The following is a 26,830-nucleotide window of genomic DNA, read 5'->3' as shown; positions in this document are numbered from 1 at the left end:
CACGAGGAGAAAAGTGGCCCGGCCGTAGCCGGGCCGTCGGCCCCATGCCGCCCGTCGCCGGGCGGGAGAGAAAGCATGGGGCCAAAACACACGGCACGACCTCAGAACTTGTACGTCAAACCCAGGTATGCCATCCGGCCCGCATACCCGTTGGTGTAGAAGCGGTCCTTGGTGTCGTTGCCCAGGTGCGAGCGCGTCTCTTCCTCGGTCAGGTTGAGTACCGACGCACTGATGCTGAGGGCGGGCGTGATGTTGTAGGCCGCGTTCAGATCGACCTGGTAGTACGGCTCCTGGTAGACATTCAGCCCGTTGACGAGGCCCTGCACCACTTCACCGCGACGGTTGTACGAGGCGCGCAGCAACAGGTCCTGCGTTTCGTAGAACACCGTGAAGTTGGTCTGGTTCTTCGCACTGCCGGGCATTGACGTCTTGCCGACTTCCGTGCCGTCCTCCAGCGTCACGGCCGCCTTGCTGGCGTCGTTGTAGGTGTAGTTGAACTGGAAGCCCAGGCCGAAATCCAGCGTGTGCTGCGCATACAGTTCGACGCCCTGCGACACCGCATCCCGTCCGCCGGCCTGGGTGCTGTAGTTCTGTACGGTGACCATTTCGCCGCCGACGAGCATGTTCACGTCGGTGATGACGTTCACGGCGAAATTCTGGACGTTCTTTCGGAACAGGCCCACGCCGGCGACCGAGCCCGGGTGGAAGTACCACTCAAGACCCAGGTCGAACTGGTTGGCCTGGTACGGCTCCAGTCCCTTGTTGCTGCCCGACCCGTACCAGCCCAGCTCCCCGGCGCCACCGGTCAAACGGCGGTCGTCGACGTACTCCTGGCTGTAGTACGCCAGGCTGCCCGGTGAGGCGATGTCGCCGTAGCTCGGACGCGACATCACCTTGGACGCGGCCGCGCGCAGCACCAGGTCATCGGTCAGGTCGTAGGCCAGATTGAAGCTCGGCAGCACGTCGGTATAGGTCCGATCGAGCGCGGCGACTTCGTACGATTCGGGCCGTGCGACGCGCTCGTGGAGCCTCCAATAGCCCTCGCTGCCGCAGAAAGTGTCGGCAGGCGCGCCGGTCGGCGTCGCATCACCCTGGACGCAGGCCAGCGGGTTGCCATCGGCACCATCGAAGAAGTAGTCGTTGTAGGACGTGATCTTGTCCGTCGAGTCGGCATGCTGCCGGGTGCGCGCGATGCGCACGCCGACGTTGCCGCGCAGGCGGTCGGTGCGGAAGTTGGCCTGCAGGTAGGTGGAGTAGATCTTCTCGTCGACGTTGTAGACGAAATTGTCCTCCTCGCGGGTCTGCATCGCACCGTAGGTGCTGTTGAGGTAGGCGATGTAGCCCGGGAAGTTGATCGCCGGGTACGCGCTGGCGTTGATGCCGCCGGGCAGGTTGCCCAACGAGGTGATCAGGCCAGGCGAGAACTGGGTGGCGACGCTGTTGCAGCGGCCGGCCCAGTACCGGTTGTCGTAGTCGCTCGGGTCGGTGCCCGGGCACACCCAGTAGCTGTTGCCCGTGCTGCGGTGGATGCCGCCGTCGCGGGCCTTGACGCCGAACTGCAGCGATTCGAACACATCGCCGTCGAAGTGCCAGGTACCGTCGACCTGGCCGTACTTCTGCCGGGTGTCGTTGCGGGTCCACGACGAGCCGGTCGAACCCAGGTCGACCTGCAGGATGCCGTTCTGCAGGTTCTGCAGCAGCTCCGGCGAGAACGTCATCGTCGGCGTGCCGGTCAGGTCCCACGCACTGGCGTAGTTGCCATTCGTCCAGCTGCCGTCCGCATTCTGCCGGCGCGGCTTGATTGGCAGCGAGAACTGCAGCTCGGGCCCGCCCTTGGCCCACGTGCGGCCGACCTTGAACGACACGTCCAGCTTCTCGCCGCGCCACTCGCCGCCGAAGTCGGCGGTCTGCGAGAGCGACTTCTCGATGTTGTAGCTGCCGGTGATCTGCGGCGTCGGCACGGTGCAGTCGTCCGAACCCCAGCCGCCAGGTGCCATGCCGGCGGCGGCAGCCTCTTCCTCACTGCAGTAATAGGCCTTGCCCGGGTGCAGGCTGTAGTTCGCGCCGGTGACGATGGTGCCGCTGGGATCGAAGGTCAGCCCGTCGAGCAGACGGCCGCCCCGCCAGTTGCCGTCGCCGTAGTAGCGCGCGATGTTCCACTCCGGGACCTTCAGCGTATTGGTCTGCGAATCCTGCGACAGGTCGAAGCGGAAGTAGTTCGCGGTCAGGGTCAGGTTGTCGGTCGGCTTGAACTGGAAGGTCAGCTGCCCGCCCTTGCGCTCGCGCTCTTCTTCCTTGACGTTGAAGTTGACCGACGTCGGCATCATGAAGCCGGTGTAGTAGTTGCCGTTCTGGTCCCAGAAGCCGGTACCGCCCCACCAGTTGGAGTTGAAGTCCGAGGGCTTGCCGTTGACGTCGACCGCGGTGCCGCCTTCGTCGCGGCCGTACCACTGCCAGCTTTCGGTGCTGGCCCCCATGGTGCGCACGGTGCGCTTCTGTTGGGTGTAGCCGACGAAGACGCCGAACCGGTCCTCCTTGTCGTGCCAGGAGTACGAGCCGGAGATCTGTCCATCCGTCTTCTTGGTGGTGTCCGCCCAGGTGCCTTCGACATTGACGAAGCCGGAGTTGGGCTCCAGTTCGAGCGGACGGCGCGTATGCAGGATGACCGTGCCGCCGATGCCGCCCTCGTCGATGCGCGCTTCCGGCGTCTTGAACAGCTCGGCGCTGCCCAGCATGTTCGACGGCAGCAGTGCGTAGTTGAACGAACGGGTCGGGTCGCCGTTGGATTCGGCACTGGCGATGTAGTTGCCGTTCAACTGGGTCAGGACCAGCTCCGAGGACAGGCCACGCACGCTGACGTTCTTGCCCTCACCGCCATCACGGCTGATGAGCACGCCCGGTACGCGCTGCAGCGCATCCGCGACGTTCTTGTCGGGGAACTTGCCTACATCCTCCGCTGTGATCACTTCCACCACGGCGTTCGCGTTGCGCTTCTGCTCGAGGCTCTGCTCGATCGAGTAGCGGTAGCCCTTGACCGTCACCGTGTCCAGGTCCGTGGCCTGCACCTCGGCCTGGCCCGACGTGGCGGGCGCGCTTTCCGCCTGTTGGGCGAGCGCATTACCGGATGCGACGGTCGCGGACAACGCGATGGCGATCCCCAGATACAGCGTGCTGCGGTTGCGTGCGTATGGCGTGCATTTCATTTCAATCACCCTCTCCCAAGATTGATCAGCTGCTGGCGCGATGGATTTTGTATCGATCTAAAACACAAGGAAATAAAAAGAACCTGTCACTGCAGGAAGGTCCGTGCGCCATGACGGCACCCCAGGCTCCCTTCCTGGCCCCTCCCCTTCACGAAAGACCGAATTAGATCGGTCTAATCCACGGAAAGCATAATTAGCACAGCGGTTCCCGGGTTGCATGCTGCCACGCACCAATCACGTTACGGCGTGCAACCCCCGGCACCAGGCGGTGCGCGCACCGGTGCTCTCCTGCTCAAGGAATGGCCTGCCGCTTCACGGGCTGCAGCAGCTCGACCTCGGCCAGCGCCATGCCTGCCGGCGCCTCCAGTCGCAACCGGTACTCGCCGTAGTCGCCCGGGCGCTCGATGCGGAACGGACGCAACTGCCGGCCGGACGGGAATGCCTGCTCGCGCCTCTGGTCCAGCAGCGTCCATGCCCCGTTGCCGGAACGGCCTTCCAGCGTCCATGACAGACCCGGCAGTGCGTCGTCCGCGCTGGTAAGCGTGTAGTACGTGGCGCGCACCGGCGCTGCGAAGCGGATGTCGAGACTGGCGTCTCCCTGCAACGGCAGCGCGGTGGACGCATCGTCGTCGACCAGTGCCGCCGCCCTGCCGCGTCCGCCCAACGCCACGCTGAGAGCTTTCGATGTCAGGTCCGCCAGGCCACGAGGCGCCTCGCCCCGCGGCGTCAGCGACGGCGGCAGTGCCTCGGTGCCGCTGCCCCATGCCGAGGGCGCATCGCCCATGACGAACTCCAGCGTGGCGCCTGCGGCGATGTCCTGGTGTCGGATCCATGCCCGCGTCCAGGGCTTTCCGTTGACCTTGAGCGATTGCACGTACACGTTGCGTGCGTCGTTGTTGCGGGCGATCACGGTCAGCGTGCGTCCGCCGCCCAGGTCCACCTCCGCGTACGGGAATGCGGGCGACCCGATGACGTACTCCGGCGCCCCCATCCTCAGTGGATACAGGCCGAGCATGCCGAACAGGTACCACGCCGACATCTCGCCGTTGTCCTCGTCGCCGGGATAGCCCTGCCCGATCTCGCTGCCCAGATACAGCCTGGCCAGGATGTCGCGGGTGATGCGTTGCGTCTTCCACGGCTGTCCCGCCGCCACGTACATCCAGGGAATGTGGTGGGAAGGCTGGTTGCTGTGCGCGTACATGCCCATGCGCACGTCGCGTGCTTCGGTCATCTCATGGATGGTGTTGCCGTAGGAGCCCGCGAACTTCTTCTCCGCCGTCTCGGGCGTGGCGAAGAACTCGTCCAGCCGCTGCGCAAGCGCAGCTTCACCGCCCAGCAGGCCGGCCAGACCGGCGGCATCGTGCGGCGTGGTGAAGGCGAAGGTCCATGCATTGGCTTCGGTGTAGTCGCCGCCCCAGACGCGGGGATCGAATGCCGACGCCGGCGAGTGCCACCGGCCGTCCGGCGCGCGGCCGCGGAAGAACCGGTTGGCGGGGTCGAACAGGTGCACGTAGTCCGTCGCGCGGGCCTGGAAGTATTCCGCTTCCTCCGCATAGCGCCGTGCGCGTGCAGGGTCTTTCTCCCGGGCCGCCAGTCCGCCCGCCATCTGCGCAAGGCCGAAATCGTTGAGCGCGCCCTCCAGCGTCCATGACAGGCCCTCATGCATGTCGCTGTCCGCATAGCCGCGATACATCGAGCGCGCCAGCCCCTTGCGGCCGACATTCGACACCGGCGGCACCACGGTGGCATTGCGCAGCGCCGCTTCGTACGCCTGATGGGCATCGAAGCCTTCCACACCCTTCAGCCAGGCATCGGCGAACGCCACATCGGAACTGGTGCCGACCATCAGGTCGGCATAGCCGGGCGACGACCAGCGGGCGACCCAACCACCGTCGCGGTATTGCTGCAGGAAGCCATCGATCATCTCGCCCGCGCGCTCGGGGGCGAACAGGGCGTAAGCCGGCCACGTGGTGCGGAAGGTATCCCAGAAGCCGTTGTTGACGTAGATCCTGCCGGGTCTCACCGGCGCGGAGGTCCGCTCGGCATCGCCGCCTGTGCTCTCCTTGGACCAGCTGTTCTGGTCCGCATGGCGCCAGTCGGGGGACGCGGCACTGCCGACGTTCTCGTGCGCGATGTTGGGATACAGGAAGAGGCGGTACAGGTTGGAGTACAGCGTGACGCGCTGGTCGTGACTTGCGCCCTCCACGTTCACCCGGCCCAGCAGTGCGTCCCAAGCCTCCTGCGCGCGCGACCGGACCAGATCGAAGCCGGCGTCGCCAATCTCCTGCTCCAGGTTGCGCTGCGCCTGTTCCACCGAGATCAGCGAGGTGGCGATGCGCATGACGACTTCGCGTGTCTGGCTGGGCGCGAACTTCACGTAACCGGTGGGTCGTCCCGTGTCGATCATCCCGCTGTCGAGCCAGGGCCGGTCGAAGCGCGCATAGACGAACATGCGCGTGGCGCCGTTGGACAGGCCGCTGCGCGTATCGGAATAGCCGCGCACGGTCTGCGTGGCCCCATCCAGCGTCAGCCCGGCGCGCGCGTCGACGTTGTCGAACAGCAGGTTGGCGTCGGCGCCCTCCGGGAAGCGGAACCGGAAGATGGCCGCGCGTTCGCTCGGCGCGATTTCTGCACGGATGCCGTTATCGAAGTCCACGCGGTAGGCGTGCGGCTTGGCGTCCTCGTGGTCGTGGGAGAACGAAAGCGCCCGCTTCGCGCGGTCGGCCTCCGGCACGCCGCGCGTCGAGGATGGCATGACCTGGAAAGTCTGGCGGTCGCCCATCCACGGACTGGGTTGATGGCTGATCGACAGTGCCTGCAGGCGCGGCCGGTTGTCGTCGCCGTTCTGCTCGTTCCATCGGTACAGCCAGCCCAGCGAGCCGGCGTCGGTCACGGGTACCCAGAAGTTGAAGCCATGCGGCATGGCCGTGGCGGGAATGTTGTTGCCCCGCGAGAACGTGCTGTTGGACTGGGTGCCGCGGGTGGTGATCACGTAGTCGCTGGGACGGCGGACCGCCTGCGGCGCCTGGCGGCGCACGGCGACATCGTCGATCCAGCCGGTCGAAGCCGCGGCCGGTCCGGGCTGGACCTGCAGCTCGATCGCACGGATGCGCCTGCCGCGCAGCGCCGCAAGGTCGCCCACGCGGACCTGCTTGTGCGCCCATTGCTGCGGATACAGCGTCTTCGATGCCGCCTGTCCGGCGGCGGTGGCCGGCGCACCGTGATGATCCGTCAGCCCCAGCTGGGACAGCCTGCGCCCGTCATCGAACACCAGGTCGACCGAAACGCCGGTCGAGGCCGCAGTATCGCCGTCGACGATTTCCGGAAGCACCCTCCACGACAGGACGGTGTCCTTCTGCACTTCGAGATCGACGGCGAACAATGGCGCGCTGCCCGCCGCATCGGCGCGGTAGCGCAGCGCCCGCTGCCCCGTGTAGCCCATCTTCGCCCTGGCGGCATACGGACGCTCCGGACCCTCGCCCACGGCGATGCTGATGTCGGCCTGCTCCGCGTCTGCGGGTACGGGTTCGCCCCGCTCGAACGAAGTCGCGAAGTCCGCATCGCGTGCCTGCACCGGCAGTGCACCGACCAGCAGGAGCAGCGTCGCGGCAAGGGACGCCCGACGGTGGCGCGCTGGCTCAGTCATGCGCGCGGAGGACGGACAGGACGTCATGGCACGCTCCCATGGTGTGGTAATCGGTCTTGCCCGCCGGGCTCTTGTCCTCGTCGTACTTCCGGTTGCGCCGGTCGAGGATGCGGAACCACGCGCCGTGGACGTGATCGATCATGTGGGCCCAGGCGTACTCCCACAGCCGGTCGTACCACTGCCAGTAGACATCGTCGCCCGTCGCCTGCGCCAGGCGGGCCGCGCAGGCCAGCGATTCGGCCTGCACCCAGAAGTACTTGTCGTCGTCGCAGATGAAGTGCCGGCCATCCGGCAAAGAAGGCCCGGCGATGTCCTTCCTCAATGACTCGGGTGCGAAGCCGTACACCAGTCCGCCGTACTCCCCATCCCACGACGCTTCCATCGAACGATCGAAGAGTTCCTGCGCACGCGGCACCAGCCACGCCTCACCCCGTCCCGCTTCACGCAGGTGTCCCTGCAGGATCAACAGCAGCTTGGCCCATTCGGTCTGGTGCCCGGGCTGGAACCCCCAGGGGCGGAACAGGTGCTTCGGATCGTCGCGGTGGTAGTCGGTGTCCACACGCCATTGCGCGTCGTAGTGCTCCCAGACCAGTCCCTCGGTCTGCGCGGCCTGACGCCGTGTCATGTGATCGGCCAGCAGCAGCGCGCGCTCCAGGTAGCGCGTCTCGCCGCTGGCTTCGTACGCGGCCAGCATTGCCTCGCACATGTGCATGTTGGCGTTCTGGCCGCGGTAGTCGCTGAATTGCCACTCGCGCGTGGCCTCGTCGCGGTACAGGCCGTAGTCCGGCTCCCAGTAGCGCGTTTCCAGCAGGTCCCAGTGCGCGTCCATCCACCCACGGCAGCTTTCGACCCCGGCCTTCAACGCGATGGCGTACGCCAGCAGCACGAAGGCCGCACCGTAGCAATGCTGCGTGGTGTCTTCCGGCGCGCCATCGCGCAGCGTCCAGAAGTAGCCTCCGCTCACCGGATCGAGATGCCGCTCGCGCAGGAACGTCAAACCATGGTGTACCGCATCCAGGTAGGCCTGGCGCAGCCCGGGATCCTCGTCGCCGAACTCCAACGCCGCCGTTGCGTAATTGAAGACGAACCGCGTACTGCTGACCAGATGGCGGTGCGACGCGTCGTAGATGCGCCCATCGTCCTTGAAGTAATGGAAGAACCCGCCCGCCGGGTCGATGCAGCGGGGGTGGTAGAAGGCCATCGTGCGGCGGATGTGGCCGCGCAGGAAGGTCTCGCTGCGGAAAGCGGCATGCGGGGGAAGGGCGGAACTCATGGGGTCGCGGTACTCCGGGAAGATGACGGTTCGGACAGGGCGTCCGCCAGGGTGGTGATGCGAAGCGCTCGGCGCAGGGCATCAGGTGCGGCGTCCGAGGAAACGTGCAGCGCCACGCGCTCGCCGGGAAGCAGCGTCAGCTCATTGTCGGCCGGTTCGGCATCGAACTCTCCGAAGTCGATCCAGACCGCGCGCGCCACCGCATCGGCCGTGAGTTCGAGCCTCGCGCCACGGCGGTCGGCGTGCAGCTCCGCGCGGACGGCGGACGCGGGCCAGGCGATGTTCCGGGCCTCGGTGAAATAGACCACCTGCCGTGAAGGCGGTTCGCCTTCCACGCTCAGATCGAACACCGCCACGGTGCGGGCAGGATCGGCACCGGCAAGCAGGTCGGCATCGTCGTAGGCGGCCAGCCGCATGGACGACAGCGGCGCCACCTCGATCGCCTTGCGCTCGTCGCGCAACACGCGCCCACGCAGGTCCATCACTCTCAATCGCCATTCGCCCCGGCGGGGCACCGTGCGGTCCGACACCGCGGAGACGGTCGTCCTTCCGTCCTTTCGCAGCGCGCTTACGGCGACCGGCGCGAAGAAGCGGCGCGCATGGAACTGCAGCGCCTTCCAGCGCCCGAACCAGTCGACGCCCGACCACGAGGCGCCCGGCCATACGTCATTGAGCTGCCAGTAGAGCGAGCCCATCGTATGCGGCCGGCTGGCGCGGTGATGCCGCGCGGCCAAGCCGATGCCTTCGGCCTGCATCACCTGGCTGAGGTAGACGAAGTCGTCGAAGTCGCGCGGCTCGCCGAACTCCATGCGGATGTAGTGCAGCAGCCGTTCGTTGCCCTTGCCCGCCAGGAACTTCTGGTGCGCTTCGACCTGCGGCGAATCGATGCGCTGTTCGTCGCGACCGATCACCCGGTCTATCGTCCTGCGCACCGGCCAGGCCTGCAGTCCATATTCGGACATGAAGCGCGGCGTGACGTCCAGGTAGGCCGAGGGCGGGCGCGCCGGATTGCCCCACACCTCCCAGTAGTGCATGTCGCCGCTGGCAGGCGTGTTGGCCGCTTCCGCCATGTCGTCGCTGGGCGAACTGGGCCAGTAGGCGATGCCGCCCGCCTCCTCGGCCACGACGCGGCGAAGGTCGCGGTCGAACAGCTGGACATACCCGTCCCAGACCCGGGCGGCGAAGGCGGGATCGGCGTCCTTCAGCGCCTTGCCATGGCCCCAGTACTTCCACGCGATCTCTTCTTCGTTGTTCCCGCACCACAGCACGATGCTCGGGTGGTTGCGCAGGCGCCGCACCTGGTCCTCCGCCTCGGCCACCACATTGGCCCGGAACACGGGATCGTAGGCAGGCTGCATGCCGCCGCCGAACATGAAGTCCTGCCACACCAGCAGGCCGAGCTCGTCGGCGATGTCGTAGAACGCATCGCTTTCGTAGTAGCCCCCGCCCCAGCTGCGCACCATGTTCATGTTGGCGTCGACCGCCGACTGCAGGACGCGCCGCAGCTGCGCTGGCGTCACACGCGACGGGAACATGTCGAAGGGGATCGCGTTCGCACCCTTGGCGAAAACCGGAATGCCGTTGACGACGAACGCGAAACTGCGCCCTGCAGCGTCCCGCTCGCGGCGCAGCTCGACGCTGCGCAGGCCCGTGCGCACGCTACGCGTAGCAACGACCTTCCCGCCCTGCGCCAGCTCCACCGCGAACGCATACAGCGGTTGGGCGCCGTACCCGACCGGATACCAGCGCTGCGGGTGCCGGATGCGGAAAGACAGCGGTACCCGCCCGATGCCCGGGGACAGCGCGAGCTCACGCTCGCTCGCAAGCGTCCTGCGGCCGTCGGGCGAGGTCTGCCACACGCGCACCCGGTAGCGGCCGGGCCGGGCGACGTCCACGGTCGGGATGGCGGTCAGTTCGGCGACGTCTCCGGCCACATGGTCCTGGCGCACCTGCAGGTCCTGTACGCGGGCCACATCCCAACTGGTCAGTCGCACCGCGCGCCAGATGCCGGCCGTGACATAGCGCGGGCCCCAGTCCCAGCCATAGTGGTAACCGGGCTTGCGTGCGAAGTTGGCCGTCATGGCGTCCTTCGGCTCGTCGCCGTAGGGCGAGGGGTAGTTGCCGGCGATGCGATGCGGCATGGCCTGCACGCCCGGCAGCAGGCGCCTGATCGGCGAACGCAGGACCACGCGCAGCTCGTTGGCGCCTTCACGCAGACGCCCCTGTACGGGAATGCGCCAGGTACGGAAGGCGTTGTCGGCGTCCAGCACCTTCTCGTCGTTGAGGAACACCTCGGCGAACGTATCCAGCCCCTCGAACGCCAGTTCGCTGCGCGCAGCTCGGTGCACGCGCTCGCTGACCTGGAATGTGGTGCGGTATTCCCAGTCCGCCAGGCCGATCCACTGCAGGCCCGCTTCCGGCGCACCGACATAGGGGTCCGGAATCAGGCCATGGGCCAGCAGGTCGGTATGCACCGTGCCCGGCATCGAGGCGGGACGCCATGCAGACCCGATGCCGGCAGGATCCTCGTCACCCGCCCCGGCGGATATCCGCCTGAACTCCCAACCCTGGTCCAGCTGCCGCTGTTCTACCGCCTGCGCACCGGCAAGCACGGCGAACAGCGCGATGAAGCAGAGCGCACGCAACACGAACAGGCTGCGCGTTCCCTGGACTGGCGTGACCGGCATGGCGCGGGTATGCATGTGGGTTCCAGTGTCGGGGGCGGACGAGCGCGGGCGATCGCTCCTTCCATGCCACGGCTCCATGACAGGGAAGGGGCAAAATTGGATCGATCCAATAGCGACAGGTTTATCACGCCGCTCACCGCCTTGCATGCTGCTCCGCAGCAGGCGCCGTGCCTCCGGGAAAAAACGGACGCGCCCGCCCACCCGCCCGGCCGTCCCGCGTGGCCATGCCGGCGGTGTGCTAGCTTTCCTCGCATTCAACCGATCCAAAAGGTGCGCGGATGAAGCGACTCGGCACGAAGGTCCTCATGCTGGCGGGGATCGCAGGCGCAGGCTTCACCGTCCCGGATGGGGTGATCGCCGCCCCTGCCGACGTCGGGGAAGCCGCTTTCCGCGCGGTGGATCCCTTCATCGGTACCGGTGGCGAAGGCCACACGTTCCCGGGCGCCACCGTGCCCTACGGCATGATCCAGTTGTCGCCGGATACGCGCATCCAGCCACGCAAGGACGGCTACGGCTGGGCAGCGGGCTATCGCTACGACGACACCACGATCGTCGGCTTCTCCCACACCCACTTCTCCGGCACCGGCCATTCCGATCTCGGCGACCTGCTGCTGATGCCCACCACCGGCGAACTGCAGCTCGAGCGGGGCGATCCCGACCAACCCCGCAGCGGATACACCTCGCGCTTCCGCCACGCCACCGAGACGGCCCAGCCCGGCTACTACGCCGTCACCCTGGACGACCACCAGGTACGCGCCGAGCTCACCGCCAGCGCGCGCGTAGGCATGCACCGCTACACCTTTCCCGCAGGCAAGCCGGGCCACATCGTGCTTGACCTGCGCACCAGCATGTACGACTACCTCGGCAAGATTTCGTGGTCGCGGCTGCGCGTGCGGCCCGATGGCACGGTCACGGGCTTCCGCGAAACGCGCGGCTGGGCGCCGGGCCGGCAGCTGTACTTCGCCGTGCGCTTCTCCCGACCCTTCACGGGTCACCAGTTGCACAACACCGAGCAGGACATTCCCTACAGGGGATTTCCGCCTCCCGGCGAGAAAGATCCGCGACAGCGCGCGCAGATCGAGGGACGCCAGCTGGTTGCCGCCTTCGACGTCGCCCCGGCCGCCGGACAGCCGGTGCTGGTGAAAGTCGCCATCTCGCCGGTGAGCGAGGACAACGCCATCGCCAACCTCGATGCGGAGTCGCCGGGCTGGGACTTCGATGGCCTGCGTGCATCGGCGAAGCGGCAGTGGCGTGACGCGCTGGGAGCGGTGGAGGCGCACGGGAACCAGGCACAACTCACCAGCTTCTACACGGCGCTGTACCACACCTTGCTCGGCCCCACGCTGTTCATGGACAGCGACGGCCGTTATCGCGGACCCGACAATGCCGTCCGCCAGGCCGACGGCTGGACGAACTACTCCACCTTCTCCCTGTGGGACACCTACCGTGCCCTGCATCCGCTGGCGACGCTGGTGCAGCCGCCACAGCGCACGAACGACTTCGTCAACTCGCTGCTCGCCTCGCGTCGCGAAAGCCCATATGGCGTGCTGCCGGTATGGTCGTTCCACGGCCTGGAGACGTGGTGCATGATCGGCTACCACGCGGCGCCCGTGATCGCCGATGCCTACATGAAAGGGATACGCGGCTATGACGCCGAAGAGGCGCTGCAGGCCATGGTGGCCAGCGCCAACTACGGCCCCTATGACGGCATCGCCGCCTATCGCGAACTGGGCTACGTGCCCATCGACGAAGAAGGCGAGGCGGCGAGCAAGACGCTGGAGTATGCCTACGACGACTGGGCCATCGCACGGATGGCGCAGGCGATGGGGAAGACCGACGTGGCTACCGAGTTCACCCGGCGGGCGGGCCACTGGAAGCATGCGTTCGATCCCGCCACCGGCTTCATGCGCGCGCGCAGGCGCGACGGCGCGTTCCGCGAGCCGTTCGACCCGGCCGCCAGCGGCTACGGCACGGATTACACCGAGGGCAACGCCTGGCAGTACTCCTGGTACGTGCCGCAGGACGTCGCCGGCCTGGCGACGATGCACGGCGGCAGCGCCGCGCTGCTGGACCGGCTCGACGCCGTGTTCGACGCCAACGTGGATCCGTCGGTGTTCGCGCACATGGAAGACATCACCGGACTGATCGGCTGGTACGCGCACGGCAACGAGCCCAGCCACCATGTCGCCTACCTGTACGCGTATGCGGGTCAGCCCTGGCGCACGCAGGCGCGGTTGAAGCAGATCATGGATACGCAGTACGCGCCGCGGCCGGATGGCCTGGCCGGCAACGACGATCTGGGGCAGATGTCAGCGTGGTACGTGTTCACCACGCTCGGCTTCTACCCGGTCACGCCGGGCAGCAATCAGTACGTGCTCGGCCGCCCGTTCCTGCCCCGAGCCACGCTTCACCTCCCCAATGGCAAGCGCTTCACCGTCGTCGCCGACGCGCTGGACGAAGCCCATGCCTATGTGGGAAGCGTCACGCTCAATGGCCGGCCACTGGAACGCACCTATCTGGAGCACGAGGAGATTCTCGCCGGTGGCGAACTGCGCTTCACGATGCAGGCCGCACCGGACAAGGCGCGGGCCGGCGACCTTCTTGGGCTTCCGTACTCCATGTCGCGCTGAGCAGCGCTACGCTGCGCCCAGCGCATCCAATGCATCGCGCAGAGCGCGCACGCGGGCTGGATCGGTCTCGTTCCAACTCGTGGACAGGCCCGGCAGCGCAGACGATGGCGCGCGCATCGCGGACGTGCGCTGCACTTTCGCGGATGCGTGGAATTCGTGCGCGAGGGTGCGCGAGGCGACCCGCGCGATGTTGTCCGCGTCGATGCCGGCGCCGGGCATGACCTCCAGGCGTCCCTGGGCCTGGTGCACGCATGCCGCGATGGCTGCGCTGCCTTCCTCGGCAGTCGCGCGACCTCCGGAAGTCAACAGCCGCGAGAATCCCAGCGCGACGATCCGCTCCAGGGCCGCCGAAGGCTCGCGGACCGCGTCGAATGCCCGGTGGAACGTCACCGGCAGCGGCCCTGCCGCCGCCACCAGCTGCCTGCACAGGGGCTCGTCGATATCGCCGTCGGCATCCAGTGCTCCGACCACGATCCCGTCGCATCCCAGGCGCACACAGGTTTCGATGTCGCGCAGCATCACCTCGGCTTCAAGCGTGTCGTAGAGGAAATCCCCTGGACGGGGGCGGATCAGGACGAACAGCGGGATGCGCAGGCGGTCGCGGGCCAGCGCCAGCGTTCCGTACGAGGGCGTGGTGCCTCCGGTTTCGAGTGCCTCGCACAGCTCTACGCGGTCGGCCCCTCCCTGCTGCGCGGCGAGCGCGGACACCAGCGATCCGGCCGCGATCTCGAGCAACAGGGACGCGCGGCGACTCATGCCGCCGCGCCGTCGTAGACGGCATCGGCCGCGCGCAATGTGTCCTGCTTGTCGGCATCGCAGACGGCATAGACGAAGCCCGGATTCAGGGCGAAGGCGCCGACCTCTCCATGTCTGTTCATGGCCAGGAAGCACACCTGCAACGACCTGCTGGCCTCGGGACGTTTGCGGACGACGCGCGCGATGGCCTCTCGGCAGGCCTCCATCGGCGTCCTCCCCTGCCGCATCAGTTCCACGACCAGGAAACTCGCGGCATTGCGGATCATCTCTTCGCCGACACCCGATGCCGTTGCGGCGCCGACTTCGTTGTCCACGTACAACCCCGCCCCGATGAGGGGACTGTCGCCCACGCGACCGTGCATCTTCCACGCCATGCCGCTGGTGGTGCAGGCCCCGGCCAGCCGGCCGTCGCGGTCGATCGCCAGCATCCCCAGCGTGTCGTGGTTTTCCTTGTTGCCCGGTGTCAGGTTCCGCTCGACATTGATCTGCGGTTCGTACTTCGCCCGTTCGCGCCATTCCCGCCACGCCTGTTCGGCTTCCGGCGTCAGCAGCCGCTGCCTGCGGAAACCCTGCGCCATGGCGAACTGCTGCGCTCCCTTGCCCACCAGCATCACATGAGGAGTGTCTTCCATCACCCGTCGCGCCACGCTGATGGGGTGGTCGATGTCCTCGAGCGCAGCCACGGCGCCGCAGCGCCCGTCCCCGTCCATGATGCTGGCATCGAGCGTCAGAACTCCCTCCCTGTCGGGATTGCCGCAACGCCCGACCGTGGGATTGCACAACTCGCTCTCGGCCCAGCGCGCGCCCTGCTCGACCGCGTCAAGGGCGCTCGCTCCTGTCGACAGCCGCTGCCACGCCGCCTGGTTGGCCCCGACACCGAAATCCCAGGTGGACACCACGCGCCCCCCACGGACCACAGCACTCTCTGCCGGCCCCGCCATGACGCCACGGGCCAGCGACATCGCACCGGCGGACAGTGCCATGTGCCCCAGGAACCTTCTTCTGCCTTTCATGCGTGCTCCTCGATGGATCGAACGGAACAGGAAGTCCGGCTCCGCCAGTGAATCGCGGCACCTATCAGGCCCAGGTGCCCATGATCGATGCGCCAGACGGGGGGTGGCACCCGCGGCGAACCGAATCTCGCGGCATAGCGTTGCTGGAACGGCCCGGCGTGCAGGAAGGGCGCGATGTGCGCGGTCACGCCGCCCGCCAGATACACCTCACGCGCGCCCAATGTCAGTAACAGGTCTGCCACCAGACTGCCGAGCCAGCCACTGAAGACATCCAGCGTCTGTCGGGCGGTCGCATCTCCGGCGTCCGCCGCGGCGACGAGCTGTTCCGCCCGCCGATGCAGGGGCGTCTCCCCCTTCATCCGGGCCAGGCTCTCGTAGAGGTGCATCATGCCGGTGCCCGACAGCACCCGTTCGTTGTCCACGTGATGCCAGCGCGTGGCGAGGTCCTGCAGCACCGCCAGTTCCAGCGGATTGCCTGCGGCCAGAGCGGCGTGGCCGGACTCGGTCAGAAGCACCTCCGCGCCCGTGCGGTCCAGGCACAGGGCGGCTCCCAGGCCGGTCCCCGGGCCCAGCACCAACGCCGGCACCTGCATGCCAGGGTCCCGCTGCCCTGGCAGCAACGGAACAAGCGTCTGCCGCTGCACCCCGGGAATGGCATGGGCCACGGCGCCAAAGTCGTTGATCAGGACGAGGGATTCAAGGCGTGCGGCATCCGCGGTCCGGGCCACGGAGACCTCCCACGGAAGGTTGGCGTTGACCAGACGATCGCCCTGGAGATATCCGGCGATGGCCACGACGGCTTCGCGAAGCGCCATCCCCGGGTGGCTTCGCGCCATCCGCTCAACATAACTGCCCAGGATGTGGGCCAGCGAAGCGTTGTCGCTGCAGCGCAGCACCACCACGTCCTGCACGCTCTGCCCGTCAAGGGTCCAACCCACGCGCGCGTTCGTGCCACCGACATCGGCCACCAGACAGGCACGGGCGCTTGCCGCAACCTCCATCAATGATCCTCCCGGGCAGCGTAGTCGAGCCCGTCCAGAATCATCGCATTAAATCGATCTATTCCACGAACGCAACATCGTGCCAGGTCACGACGGCCGCCCTCTCGGCCTCGTGTCTTCCGACGCGGGGACAGGACCTTGATGCACGCATGAGCGGCCTGTACGGCGACGCGTCATCGGTCCAGGCCAGGGCCGCGTTCGGCGGCCCGGAACTCGTCCGTGTACATGCACACCTCCGTGATTGCAGTACTGCTCGAAGATGTCTACTGGACCCGGTACGACTCAGATCAAGTTTTTAGTGGAGGGGTGTCTCGATTGCTTTCAGAACCGATAGCGCAGCTTAGCTACCAGTTGATCGGTATCGGTCAGCGAAAGCGCCTCCTCGAACAGCTGGGCAGTACCCGGGCGACGGCGCTCGTGTTCACCCAGGCCACCGCGCGACCACGCGAGGTAGACGTCCGACTGCGGTCCGAGCAGATAGCGGTAGCGTAGCTGGATGCCAAAGCGGTTGATGTCGAACGCTGGGAGAGCCTCGCCGGTGTCATGCAGCCTGCCATCGGCGCCGCGCCGGTAACGTTGGCCTGCCTCGGCACGCAGCCCGAGCCATTCCGATTTCAAGCGCAGCTCGTGCTGGCGGCCGGAAAACCAGGTGGCGTCGAGCCTCAAAGCATCGCCTCGGCGCGTGTAGCGGCCCGCGTAATCGCCAACCTCCCAGATCAACCAGTCCCGGCTGATATCCGGCGCAAGTTCCAGCTTCGCGTTGAAGCGGTCGCCAGCGAACCAGTTCACCGCCAACCGTGCGGCCTGCGAGGGACGCGCACTCAGGCCGAGCGCCACCAACGATAGTTCGGCCTCATACGACCATGCACCGAAGCGGCGGCTGACCACGCGGGCGCTTGCCTCGTTCCGATGGCCGAACCACACCGCACCGTACCCGCGCAGGAAACGGTCGTCCCAGCCGCCGCTGCTGGTGACACTGTCGACGACGATCCGGGTGCCGCTGCGCAGATCGAAGGTGCCGCGCGCGATCCACATGTCCGGCAGACGTTCGCCGCGATGATTGCGCCGTGCCTGCGCCTCCAGAGACCAGCGCGCCGTCGACAGGCGAGACGACGCGCCTTCGCTGCTATGAAGGTAGGCGCCGGTGACTTCGATCTCATCGAGATCGCCGCGGCGCTGGTAGCCCAGGTCGTTGAAATCGAGGTCGGGATCGAAATGGGTAGCTTCCATTTCGTATGTCCAGCGTGAGGATGGCATCCAGAACAACCGCAGCCATGCACCGGAACCGCTGCGCGTCACTCCATGCTGGTTTGCCTCGCTGGCGAGCACCTGCGCATCGACCACCAGTTGCTCGCCACGGCGCCAGCTCAGATCGACCGCGTGCACGCGGGCCTCGCGCTGCAGGAACGGACGGCGGACATAGGTGCCGAGCCAGCCGACGTTGACTCCGGTCGATACGGGGTACTGCAGGCGCGCTGCATGGAAGTCGCGGCCGACGGGGCCGCGCTCGCTCGCCGACAGCATGCCGTAGCCGAGCGCACCGAGCGAGCCGTTGAGCTTGATCGCGGCCGCGATGTCGGCCATTCCGGTGCCGTCATCGGCCTCGGCGCCGATGCGGCGCGTGTGCACCAGACGGCCGGCATCGGGTGTGGTCTGCTTGAAGATGCTCTGGTTCTCGGTGAAGAACGGACGTCGGTCGCTCTGGAACGTCTCCACGGCGTCGAAGCTGATGACGAGGTCGTCGGACTCGACCTGGCCGAAATCGGGATTGACCGTGGCGCCCAGCTGGAAGGTGGGCGACGGCTTCCACAGCAGATCGACGCCGGCTTTGTGGCGTTGGTCGCCCTCGAGACGGTCGTGGGTGACGGTCGCGTACGGCCATACGTGCAGCAGCGCCTTGCGGTACTGCGCCAGATTTACGCGCTCGAAGGCGGAGACGAAGCGCGCTCGCTCGGGCGAGACGGCGGGGTAAGCGACCTGTTCGCCCGTGGCCCCCAGCGTGCGGCTGAAGTGGACGGCAATGTCGCGGGTGGGTGCATCCGCGCCGCGCATCGGCGCTACCGTCCACGGCAGGAGCAGCTCGACCTGCCAGCCGCTGTCATGCTCGCCGACCGCCCAGGTCCAGTCGGTGTCCCAGTCGGTGGCAAGCTGGTTCTCGTTGGTTACCACGCCGTCCTGGACCGAGCCGGAGAGGTCCACGCCGAAGCTGTAAGCGGTACGGCCGTCAGCGTCGAAGTCGATCATCACCGTGACCCGATCGGCGCGCGTGTCCTGATCGCGTTCGAGGCGGGGTCTGATGCGCGGATAGTCGTCGGACTGTGTCAGGATGAACCCCACCACCAATCCATCCGGCGTGGACAGCAGGTACGCCACCGTCGCCGCGCTATCGGGGGCCGGCGACAGCAGGTATGGGGCCACCACGCGGAAATCGCGGTACTGCACCGCGTCGCGCCACTCCGGTTCGTCCAAGCGACCGTCGACCACGATGGCCGCCTGCGTGGCCGGTGCTACCAGTCCGCTGCAGAAGAGGAAGAACAGGCGCGCATGCACGCGCCGGGATGGGCAGCGTGTGCGCATCAACGGGCTCCTGTGGGAGAGAAGAAGGCCGCGACCGGGTGCGGTCGCGGCGAGGGTGTTTCAGCGCGGCTGGCAGACCGGGGGATTGGTCATGCCGAACGACAGCAGGTTGCCGCCGTTGACGGTGCACGCATAGGTCTTGCCGTTGCGCGCCTTTAGGGTGACGTAGGTATTGGTGCCTTCGGTGCGGCGCTCGATCAGGGTGAGTTCCGACGGCGACAGGCCGAGCACGCCGCCGGTTTCGGACAGAATGCGTTCGTCGGAGAGGGAGTTGGTGCGGCTTGCGATCGAACTGCAGCCGACAGTGGCGAGACAGAAGGCGGCGAGACTGGTGCAGGCGAGAGTGCGGAAACGCATCGTGTGGTTCCTTTCCATGATGGGGCCGTGAGGGATCGCGCGTGCCGGCCCCGGGGACGCGCGCGCGCGGCTCAGCGCGTCAGGGTCAGCGTGGACGTGGCGTTGAGGGACACCGTCCATTCGCCATCACGGACAGCGCGCAGGTCGTACAGGCCGTAAGGCGTGGCGAGCGCCGCACGCGACAGCGTGCCGTCGTCGGCCAGTGCGACGATGCGCAGGCGGTGTCCGGGCCACGCATACGCGCTGGCAAAGAAGTCGCGCAGAGGATCGGGTGCGACGAAGTCGCCAACGCAGCGACCGTGTTCGAGACGGAACGTCGCGTCGAGTTCGAAGCGCTCGTCCTTTAGCGTGCCGGTTAGGCGTGCGCCGGTGGGGCATACCGCGGCCGTCAGGCTGGCCGGCGGCGTGCGGAACGGTGCGGCCAGCAATTCCGCAGTGGGTTCGATCGCCGATACCCACATCGCATTCGACAGTACGCCGACGGCGGTGTCCTGTCCGGGCCACAGGAGCAACACGCTGCGTGCGCCGGTGGTGGTGCCGGCATGGTGCGCGATCCGGTCGCCATCGGCATCGCGGCCGACGCGCCAGCCGAAACCGACATCGTAGTCGCGCTCGTGCACCGGGGTGCCGTCGGCCAGCAGGGTGGGTTGCAGCATCGCCTCCCACCGCGCGGCGCCAACGATTCGGTGGTCGAGCAGGCGGCCACCGAAGGTGGCCAACGCCTCGGGCGTGGCCGCCAGTCCACCGCCGGGCCAGGTGTAGCTCATGTCCGTGTTCGGGACGCGCCGCGCCGGTCCGTGCTCGATGTCGTAAAGAACGGATGCCTGCGCGGATGGCGCGTCGCCGTCAGCCAGGATGGCCAAGCCGTCGGTGACGTGCTGGCGCACGTAGTCGAGGAAGTGCAGGCCCGAGCGCGCTTCGATCATCGCGCCGATCAACGTGTAACCCCAGGAGGAGTAGGAATACTTTGTGCCCGGCTTGGAAAGCAGAGCGCGTTCGGAGAAATAGCCGACGGCATCGCGCGCGGTGGGATAGCGGACCTTGCCGAGCGTCTGCAGATCGTTGCCCGCGTAGTGCGGCGCACCGGAGATGTGTGCGGCGAGTTGGCGTACGGTCACTTGCGACCACGCAGGCGTCAACCAGGGCAAGGTGGCGCCGACTGCAGCATCGATGTCGAGCCGGCCGTCTTCGATCAGCTTCGCCGCCGCCGTGGTGGCTATGACCTTGGATACGCTGGCCAACCGGAACACGGTGTCGCGCTGCACTGGCGCCCGCGCTTCGACATCGCGCAGGCCGGCACAGCCGGTCCAGGCCACGCGGCCATCGCGCCATACCGCCGCGCCCATGCCGGGCACGCCGTTGGTCTCGACCAGAGCCTGCAGCAGTCGTTGCGAGGTGGTACTGGCGGCATCGGCGGGCGCGGTGCTGCAGGTATCGGCCGCCATCGCGGGCTCGGCGGTCGCGAGCAGCGCAAGGATGCACGCCGCGCTCAGGCGTGTGCGTGCATGCGGGAGGGGAGAAGGGGCTGGCATCGGTCGACTCCGGTCGGGGAGCCTTCACCCTAGTGACGCCGTCCGGTGATGTCGCGCAGCGTGCGGTTGCGCGTGCCTGCGGTGCGCCGATCCGGTGGCGCGCCGCGTACGCGACCGTCAGGCGCGTGCGTGCAGCGCCACGAGCAGTGCGTCGATATAGGTGCGACTGACCCGCACTGGTGTGCCGTCGTGCAGGCGCAACACGGCATCTCGGTTGGTCAGCGGCTGCAGTTCCGCCACCTGGTCCAGGCGCACGATCGAGGAGCGGTGCACGCGGACGAGGCGCGCAGGGTCCAGCTGGGTCGCGAGCTGGTGCAGAGATTCCCGCACCATGTACGTCCGCGCGCCGACGTGCAGCACTGCATAGTCGCCATCGGCGCTGATCCATTCCACCGCATCGGCGCGGATGAAGAGCGTACGGCTGCCGATCCGGACCAGAAACTTTTGCAACGGACGCAGCGGTGCGGCCGCGCGGGCGTCCACCGCCGACGCATCGAGGCCGCGCAGACGGAGCAGGCTGCGCGCGCGCGCCACCGCCTCGCCGAAGCGCGGGTCGTCGAGCGGCTTTAACAGGTAATCCACGGCGTTCAGTGCGAACGCACGCACCGCGAAGCCTTCGTGTGCGGTCAGTAGGATAGCGAGCGGACGTCGCTCGGGCGGCAGCGCGGCCAGCACATCGAGGCCATTCATGCCCGGCATCTGCACATCGAGGAACACTAGGTCCGGTAGCGTCTCACGCAGTCCCGCCAGGGCGGCGGGACCGTCTTCGTATTCGCCAGTCAGCACCAGGTCGTCGAACGCGGCCAGTTGCGAGATCACGCCACGTCGTGCAAGGGGTTCGTCGTCGACCACCGCAACGCGGATCATGCGCTCGCTCCGGTATGCAGGCGTAGCGGCAGCGTCAGGCGCACGTGGTAGCGGTCGCCCTCGATGCCGGTCTGCAGCGCAGCTTCGCCTGGGTACAGGCGCGCCAGCCGGCCACGCACGTTGTCCAGGCCAACGGCGTCACGGGCGCCGTCGGGCGGCGATGGTGTGTCGTCGGTGTCTGGCAGATCGTTGAGCAGGTGGAGCTCGAGCCGCGTGCCGTTGCGGACGATGCGCAGGTCGAGCCGTCCCGGCGCGCGACGGGGTGCGATGCCGTGGCGGATCGCGTTCTCCACCAGCGGCTGCAGCAGCAGATAGGGCACGTAGGCGGCGAGCACGCCGTCGCCCAGTTGCCAGGCCAGCTGCAGGCGCCGTCCCAGCCGGGCCTTTTCCACTTCCAGGTAAGCCTCGGTCATGGCTATCTCCTCCGCCAGGGTCACCTCGTGGCGGGGCCTCGCCTCGAGCACCGTGCGCAGGAACTCGCTGAGCCGTGCCAGCATCTGCCGTGCGTCCGCGCCGTGGCCTTCCGCGATCAGGGTGGACACCGCATTGAGCGTGTTGAACAGGAAGTGCGGCTGCAACTGGTAGCGCAAAGCGCGCAGTTCGGCGTCGCGCGCAAGCGAACGCGCTTCCAGATGGTCCGCCTGCTCCTGTCGCAGCGCGGCGTAATAGGTCACCACCGCGTGGATCGCGCAGTAGGCCACCAGCACCAGCCATGCGCCCTCCAGGCCGCGGAACAACAGCGGCACGTCTACCACGCCCGGTGTCATCAGCCGCGCGAGGCTGCCCGACGCCGTCGCCTGCACGGCCACGCTCAGCAGACGCGTGGCCAGCGCCATCGCGTAGGTGGCCGCCAGCAGCACCAGGGCGATGCGCCAGCCCGGCGTGCCGCGCCGCCACAGCCAGCGTTGCAGTGCGGTCAGCGGCAGTAGCCACAGCGCGAACGCGTACAGGTACAAGGTACGCGACAGCGTCGCGTTGCCATGACCGAGAAGCGGCAGTGCCATCACCAGCAGGCAGGCGCCCAACGGTAGGCCGGCCAGTACCGGTAGCCAGTAAGGTGGGAGTACCCGCCGGTCCAAGGATGCCGATGTCATACGAGTGGATAGTCCAAGCGACGAACTCCATGGCCAGTTCACCACGAAGGGCCGCTGCCAAGCCAGTCCCGCGCGCCCGAAGGGTTAACCCATGCGCCAGGACGAACGACAACGCCTTCTCTTGGAGGGGAGTTGCTCGCCGCAAGTGAATCGGATGACGGGCACGCGTAGTCCAGGGCTAGGCTTTTGGACCTCTCCTCGTAGCAGATGTCCGCTTCTGGCCGATAGCGGCCACCCGAGCCCGCAAGTCCGCTTCCGGCAGAAAAGGAGCTGGACGCATGCGAATCTCTACCAAAGCAACCCGGCTGGCGGTCATTTCATAGGCAAGTCGTTGCAACTATTGATTTTTTAATCATCATAAGTTGAAACAATGTTTCAACTTATGCCACCGGTACCAATCACCTAAGTGGTTGCATCGACTGGTGGGCCCACCAGGACTCGAACCTGGAACCAAAGGATTATGAGTCCTCTGCTCTAACCATTGAGCTATAGGCCCGTTGCGCCGGAATTGTACCGGATGAGGCCAGGTCGATTGCGGGGTGGTTGGGCACCGTGCAGCTGCGGGACGCGCGCAAAGGACAATGGCACCGAAGTCTCTTCTGGGGCGCGCTCCTGAGTGCGTCCCGTCGCTGCACGCGGTTCGCCGACCGTGGCGAAACGCGCGATGTAGGGCGCGTGATCCGATGACCATGACAAGGCGCCGGCGCACGCAGGACGCGTTGATGCACAAAAAAAGCGCGGCCCCGGAGGGCCGCGCCTGGACGGTGCGGAACCGCGCGTTGCGTCAGTCGATGTCGAGGAAGCTGCGCAGCTGTTCCGAACGCGACGGGTGGCGCAGCTTGCGCAGGGCCTTGGCTTCGATCTGGCGGATGCGCTCGCGGGTGACGTCGAACTGCTTGCCGACCTCTTCCAGCGTGTGGTCGGTATTCATGTCGATACCGAAGCGCATGCGCAGCACCTTGGCTTCCCGCGGGGTCAGGCCGGCCAGCACGTCGCGGACGGTTTCCTGCAGGTTGATGTTGGTGGTGTTCTCGATCGGGGACTCCACGTTGGTGTCCTCGATGAAGTCGCCCAGGTGGGAATCCTCGTCGTCGCCGATCGGGGTTTCCATGGAGATCGGTTCCTTCGCGATCTTCATCACCTTGCGGATCTTGTCCTCGGGCATGTCCATTTCCTTGGCCAGTTCTTCCGGCGTGGCCTCGCGGCCGTATTGCTGGAGCATCTGGCGGGAAATGCGGTTGAGCTTGTTGATCGTCTCGATCATGTGCACCGGGATGCGGATGGTGCGCGCCTGGTCGGCGATCGAGCGGGTGATCGCCTGGCGGATCCACCAGGTGGCGTAGGTCGAGAACTTGTAGCCGCGGCGGTATTCGAACTTGTCCACGGCCTTCATCAGGCCGATGTTGCCCTCCTGGATCAGGTCCAGGAACTGCAGGCCGCGGTTGGTGTACTTCTTGGCGATGGAGATCACCAGGCGCAGGTTGGCCTCGACCATCTCCTTCTTGGCCTTGCGCGCCTTGGCTTCGCCGTAGGCCATCGCACGGCTGATGTCCTTGATGTCGGCCAGGGTCAGGTGCATCGCCTGCTCGACGGCGATGGTGGCTTCCTGCTCGGCGACGATCTGGTCCTTGACGTCGCGCAGGCCCGATGACCACTTCTGCTTGCGCTTCAGCACCTCGTCAACCCAGCCCAGGTTGGTCTGGTTGCCTTCCCACGCGCGCAGGAATTCCTTGCGCGGCATCTTGGCGACGTTGGCGCACAGGTGCAGCACGCGGCGCTCGTGGTCCTTGATCTGCGCCATCACCTCGCGCAGCTTGCGCACCAGGGTGTCGGTCAGCGGCAGCGGCAGCTTAAGGGTGACGAAGGTCTCGGCCAGCTCGGCACGCAGCTTGGCGACGGCCTTGTTGTCCGGACCGTTCTTGGCATGGGACTTCTTGAACTTGGCGTAGCCGTCGGCCAGCACCTGCATGCGGCGCGCGACCTCTTCCGGATCCGGGCCCGTCGGCGCCGCTTCCTCGGCGGCATCGTCGCCGCTTTCCTCGTCGTCATCGGCGTCTTCGGCCGCATCGGCGACCTCTTCGGCGGCCGGCACTTCTTCGACCGGCTCCTCGACGTCGTTGAAACCGACCACCACCTCGGCCAGGCGCTTCTTGCCCGCCTTGTGCAGTTCGTACTCTTCCAGCAGCAGCTCGATGGACCACGGGAAGTTGCCCAGCGAAGCCTGCACCTGGGACAGGCCTTCCTCGATGCGCTTGGCGATGGCGATCTCGCCCTCGCGAGTCAGCAGTTCGACCGTACCCATCTCGCGCATGTACATGCGCACCGGGTCGGTGGTGCGGCCACCTTCGGTGTCCAGCGAGGTCAGGGCGGCGGCGGCTTCTTCGGCCGCGGTCTCGTCGACTTCGCGGTTGCCGGTGTTGCCGTCGGCGAGCAGCAGGGTTTCGGCATCGGGCGCGACTTCATGGACATCGATGCCCATGCCGTTGATCATGCCGATGATGTCCTCGATCTGCTCCGGGTCGACCAGGTCGTCCGGGAGGTGATCGTTGACTTCGGCGTAAGTCAGATAGCCCTGCTCCAGGCCCTTGCTGATCAAGAGCTTGATGTCGGACTGCTGGGCAGGACGTTCGTTGGCCATGGAGGTTGCGCCACCGGGGAGTAAGGAAGGGAGAACCCCGTATTATACCAGCGCGGACCGGGTTGGGTTCCTGAATCCCGGCCGCCGACAAGGGAAGAACGTCACGGCCGCAGCAGGAAGGTCACCGGCCCGTCGTTGACGAGGCTGATCACCATATGGGCCCCGAAGCGGCCGGTTTCCACCCGCCCTGCATGCTTTTGCCGGCAGATGTCGATCAGTCGGTTGAATCCCTGTTCAGCTTCCGCGGGCGGGGCGGCGGTGGTGAAGCTGGGTCGCATGCCGGAGCGCGTATCCGCGGCCAGGGTGAACTGGCTGACCAGCAACAGCCCGCCCCCGGTATCGGCAAGGGAGCGGTTCATCCTGCCGGCTTCGTCGGCGAACACCCGGTACCCCAGCAGGCGCTCGGCCATGCGGGCGATCTGGGCCTCCCCGTCGCCCGGTTCCACGCCCACCAGCGCCAGCAGGCCCGCTTCGATGGTCCCGACGACCTCGCCCTCCACGGTGACGGTGGCCGAGGTGACGCGCTGGATCAGGGACAGCATGGCGAGGCTCCGCGGGACGGAGCGACAGCATAGCCGCAGCCCCTGTCCGCCCCGGCGCGCCGGGGGTTACCGGCCGGTTGGCTACACTGGCCGCATGAAACCGGCCACCCTCGCCCCCCTGGCTTACCACGCCGCCGCCCTGGTCGGCCGTCTTCCCTGGTCCTGGCTGCGCGCGCTCGGCGATGCGATGGCCTGGGCCTGGCGCCGGTCCGACGCGCGCGAGAGCCGGGTGGCACGACGCAACCTGGAGATCGCCTTTCCGGACCTGCTGCCCGGCCAGCGCGAGGACCTCCATCAGGCCATCCTGCGCACCACGGCCCGCCAGGCGCTCGAGACGCTGCGCTTCTGGACCCGGCCGCCCGCCGAGAACCTGCGCCTGCTGCGTGAGCGGCATGGCGAAGCGCTGTACGACGCGGCCCTGGCCAGCGGCAAGGGCGTGATAGTGGCCGCGCCGCATTTCGGCAACTGGGAACTGCTCAACCAGTGGCTGGCCTCGCGCGGGCCCATCGCGATCGTCTACCGCCCGCCCGAGTCTCCGGTGGGCGACGCCTTCCTGCTGCGGGTGCGTGGCGCGGACAACATCCGCCAGGTGCGGGCCGAGGGCCCTGCCGTGCGCCAGCTGTGGAAGGTCCTGAAGGACGGCGGCGCGGTGGGCATCCTGCCCGACCAGCAGCCCAAGGCCGGCGATGGCGAGTTCGCTCCCTTCTTCGGTACGCAGGCACTGACGATGACGCTGGTCTCGCGCCTGGCCGAACGCACCGGCGCGACGGTGCTGTTCGCCTGGTGCGAGCGGATCGGCCCCGGTCCCGACTTCGCGCTGCATGTGGAACCGGCCCCGCCCGGCATCGCCGATCCGGATCCGGTCGCCGCGGTGACCGTACTCAACCAGACCGTCGAGCGCATCGCGCGCCGCGACCCCGCGCAGTACCAGTGGACCTACAAACGCTATACCCTGCGGCCGGAGGGCAGCGGCGAGGACAATCCCTACCGCTGAAGGGGACGGACAAGGGGGAA

16 protein-coding genes and 1 tRNA gene are annotated in these 26,830 nt (G+C 67.2%); 2 read left to right on the top strand and 15 right to left on the bottom strand.

Going from position 1 to position 26,830, the window contains the following annotated elements; translation table 11 throughout:
* Positions 1-101 precede the first annotated feature (101 nt).
* The 4 genes from IAE60_RS05375 to IAE60_RS05360 form a co-directional block, all read right to left on the bottom strand.
* Positions 102-3,203, bottom strand: coding sequence for a TonB-dependent receptor (locus tag IAE60_RS05375; RefSeq protein ID WP_187574147.1), 3,102 nt, complete (start codon positions 3,201-3,203; stop codon positions 102-104).
* 292 nt (positions 3,204-3,495) lie between these two features.
* Positions 3,496-6,849, bottom strand: coding sequence for a GH92 family glycosyl hydrolase (locus IAE60_RS05370; protein ID WP_187574146.1), 3,354 nt, complete (start codon positions 6,847-6,849; stop codon positions 3,496-3,498).
* Entirely contained in the window at positions 6,842-8,122 is a 1,281-nt protein-coding gene (locus tag IAE60_RS05365) for an AGE family epimerase/isomerase (protein ID WP_187574145.1), read from the bottom strand. The genes IAE60_RS05370 and IAE60_RS05365 overlap by 8 nt, the downstream gene beginning before the upstream one ends.
* Entirely contained in the window at positions 8,119-10,809 is a 2,691-nt protein-coding gene (locus IAE60_RS05360) for a beta-mannosidase (RefSeq protein ID WP_187574676.1), read from the bottom strand. Before IAE60_RS05360 ends, IAE60_RS05365 begins: the two co-directional genes overlap by 4 nt.
* A gap of 278 nt (positions 10,810-11,087) precedes the next feature.
* Here IAE60_RS05360 and IAE60_RS05355 point away from each other — a divergent pair, with 278 nt between their 5' ends.
* Entirely contained in the window at positions 11,088-13,439 is a 2,352-nt protein-coding gene (locus IAE60_RS05355; protein ID WP_244966663.1) for a GH92 family glycosyl hydrolase, read from the top strand.
* A gap of 6 nt (positions 13,440-13,445) precedes the next feature.
* Here IAE60_RS05355 and IAE60_RS05350 read toward each other — a convergent pair whose 3' ends face one another.
* The 11 genes from IAE60_RS05350 to dtd all read right to left on the bottom strand — a co-directional run bounded on the left by IAE60_RS05350 (position 13,446) and on the right by dtd (position 25,816).
* On the bottom strand, positions 13,446-14,195 hold the full coding sequence (locus tag IAE60_RS05350) for a copper homeostasis protein CutC (RefSeq protein ID WP_187574144.1): 750 nt from the start codon (positions 14,193-14,195) through the stop codon (positions 13,446-13,448).
* A complete protein-coding gene (locus tag IAE60_RS05345) occupies positions 14,192-15,208 on the bottom strand; it encodes a glycosylasparaginase (protein ID WP_187574143.1) in 1,017 nt (338 codons plus the stop codon). Before IAE60_RS05345 ends, IAE60_RS05350 begins: the two co-directional genes overlap by 4 nt.
* Positions 15,205-16,209, bottom strand: a complete 1,005-nt coding sequence (locus IAE60_RS05340; protein WP_187574142.1) for a glucokinase — start codon at positions 16,207-16,209, stop codon at positions 15,205-15,207. Before IAE60_RS05340 ends, IAE60_RS05345 begins: the two co-directional genes overlap by 4 nt.
* A gap of 321 nt (positions 16,210-16,530) precedes the next feature.
* On the bottom strand, positions 16,531-18,786 hold the full coding sequence (locus IAE60_RS05335) for a DUF5916 domain-containing protein (protein WP_187574141.1): 2,256 nt from the start codon (positions 18,784-18,786) through the stop codon (positions 16,531-16,533).
* Between the two features lie 60 nt (positions 18,787-18,846).
* Positions 18,847-19,143 (bottom strand): hypothetical protein, encoded by a 297-nt coding sequence (locus IAE60_RS05330; RefSeq protein ID WP_187574140.1) that lies wholly within the window; start codon positions 19,141-19,143, stop codon positions 18,847-18,849.
* Positions 19,144-19,214: 71 nt separating this feature from the next.
* Positions 19,215-20,675 carry a serine hydrolase domain-containing protein gene (locus tag IAE60_RS05325; RefSeq protein WP_187574139.1) on the bottom strand — a complete coding sequence of 487 codons (1,461 nt, stop codon included), beginning with the start codon at positions 20,673-20,675 and terminating at the stop codon, positions 19,215-19,217.
* Between the two features lie 117 nt (positions 20,676-20,792).
* Entirely contained in the window at positions 20,793-21,542 is a 750-nt protein-coding gene (locus IAE60_RS05320) for a LytR/AlgR family response regulator transcription factor (protein WP_187574138.1), read from the bottom strand.
* Entirely contained in the window at positions 21,539-22,546 is a 1,008-nt protein-coding gene (locus IAE60_RS05315; protein WP_187574137.1) for a sensor histidine kinase, read from the bottom strand. The genes IAE60_RS05320 and IAE60_RS05315 overlap by 4 nt, the downstream gene beginning before the upstream one ends.
* 510 nt (positions 22,547-23,056) lie before the next feature.
* Positions 23,057-23,132, bottom strand: a tRNA-Ile gene (locus IAE60_RS05310).
* Positions 23,133-23,420: 288 nt separating this feature from the next.
* Positions 23,421-25,274, bottom strand: coding sequence for an RNA polymerase sigma factor RpoD (gene rpoD / locus IAE60_RS05305; RefSeq protein ID WP_185894996.1), 1,854 nt, complete (start codon positions 25,272-25,274; stop codon positions 23,421-23,423).
* A gap of 101 nt (positions 25,275-25,375) precedes the next feature.
* Positions 25,376-25,816 carry a D-aminoacyl-tRNA deacylase gene (gene dtd, locus IAE60_RS05300; protein WP_187574136.1) on the bottom strand — a complete coding sequence of 147 codons (441 nt, stop codon included), beginning with the start codon at positions 25,814-25,816 and terminating at the stop codon, positions 25,376-25,378.
* 94 nt (positions 25,817-25,910) lie between these two features.
* Here dtd and IAE60_RS05295 point away from each other — a divergent pair, with 94 nt between their 5' ends.
* The gene (locus tag IAE60_RS05295) at positions 25,911-26,810 is read left to right on the top strand and encodes a lauroyl acyltransferase (protein WP_187574135.1); all 900 of its coding nucleotides are present in this window, start codon (positions 25,911-25,913) and stop codon (positions 26,808-26,810) included.
* The last annotated feature ends 20 nt before the right edge of the window (positions 26,811-26,830 follow it).

Source organism: Pseudoxanthomonas mexicana (assembly GCF_014397415.1).
Classification (GTDB): Bacteria; Pseudomonadota; Gammaproteobacteria; order Xanthomonadales; family Xanthomonadaceae; genus Pseudoxanthomonas_A; species Pseudoxanthomonas_A mexicana.
The sequence above is the reverse complement of the archived record's forward strand: the minus strand, read 5'-3'. Positions and strand labels throughout refer to the sequence as shown.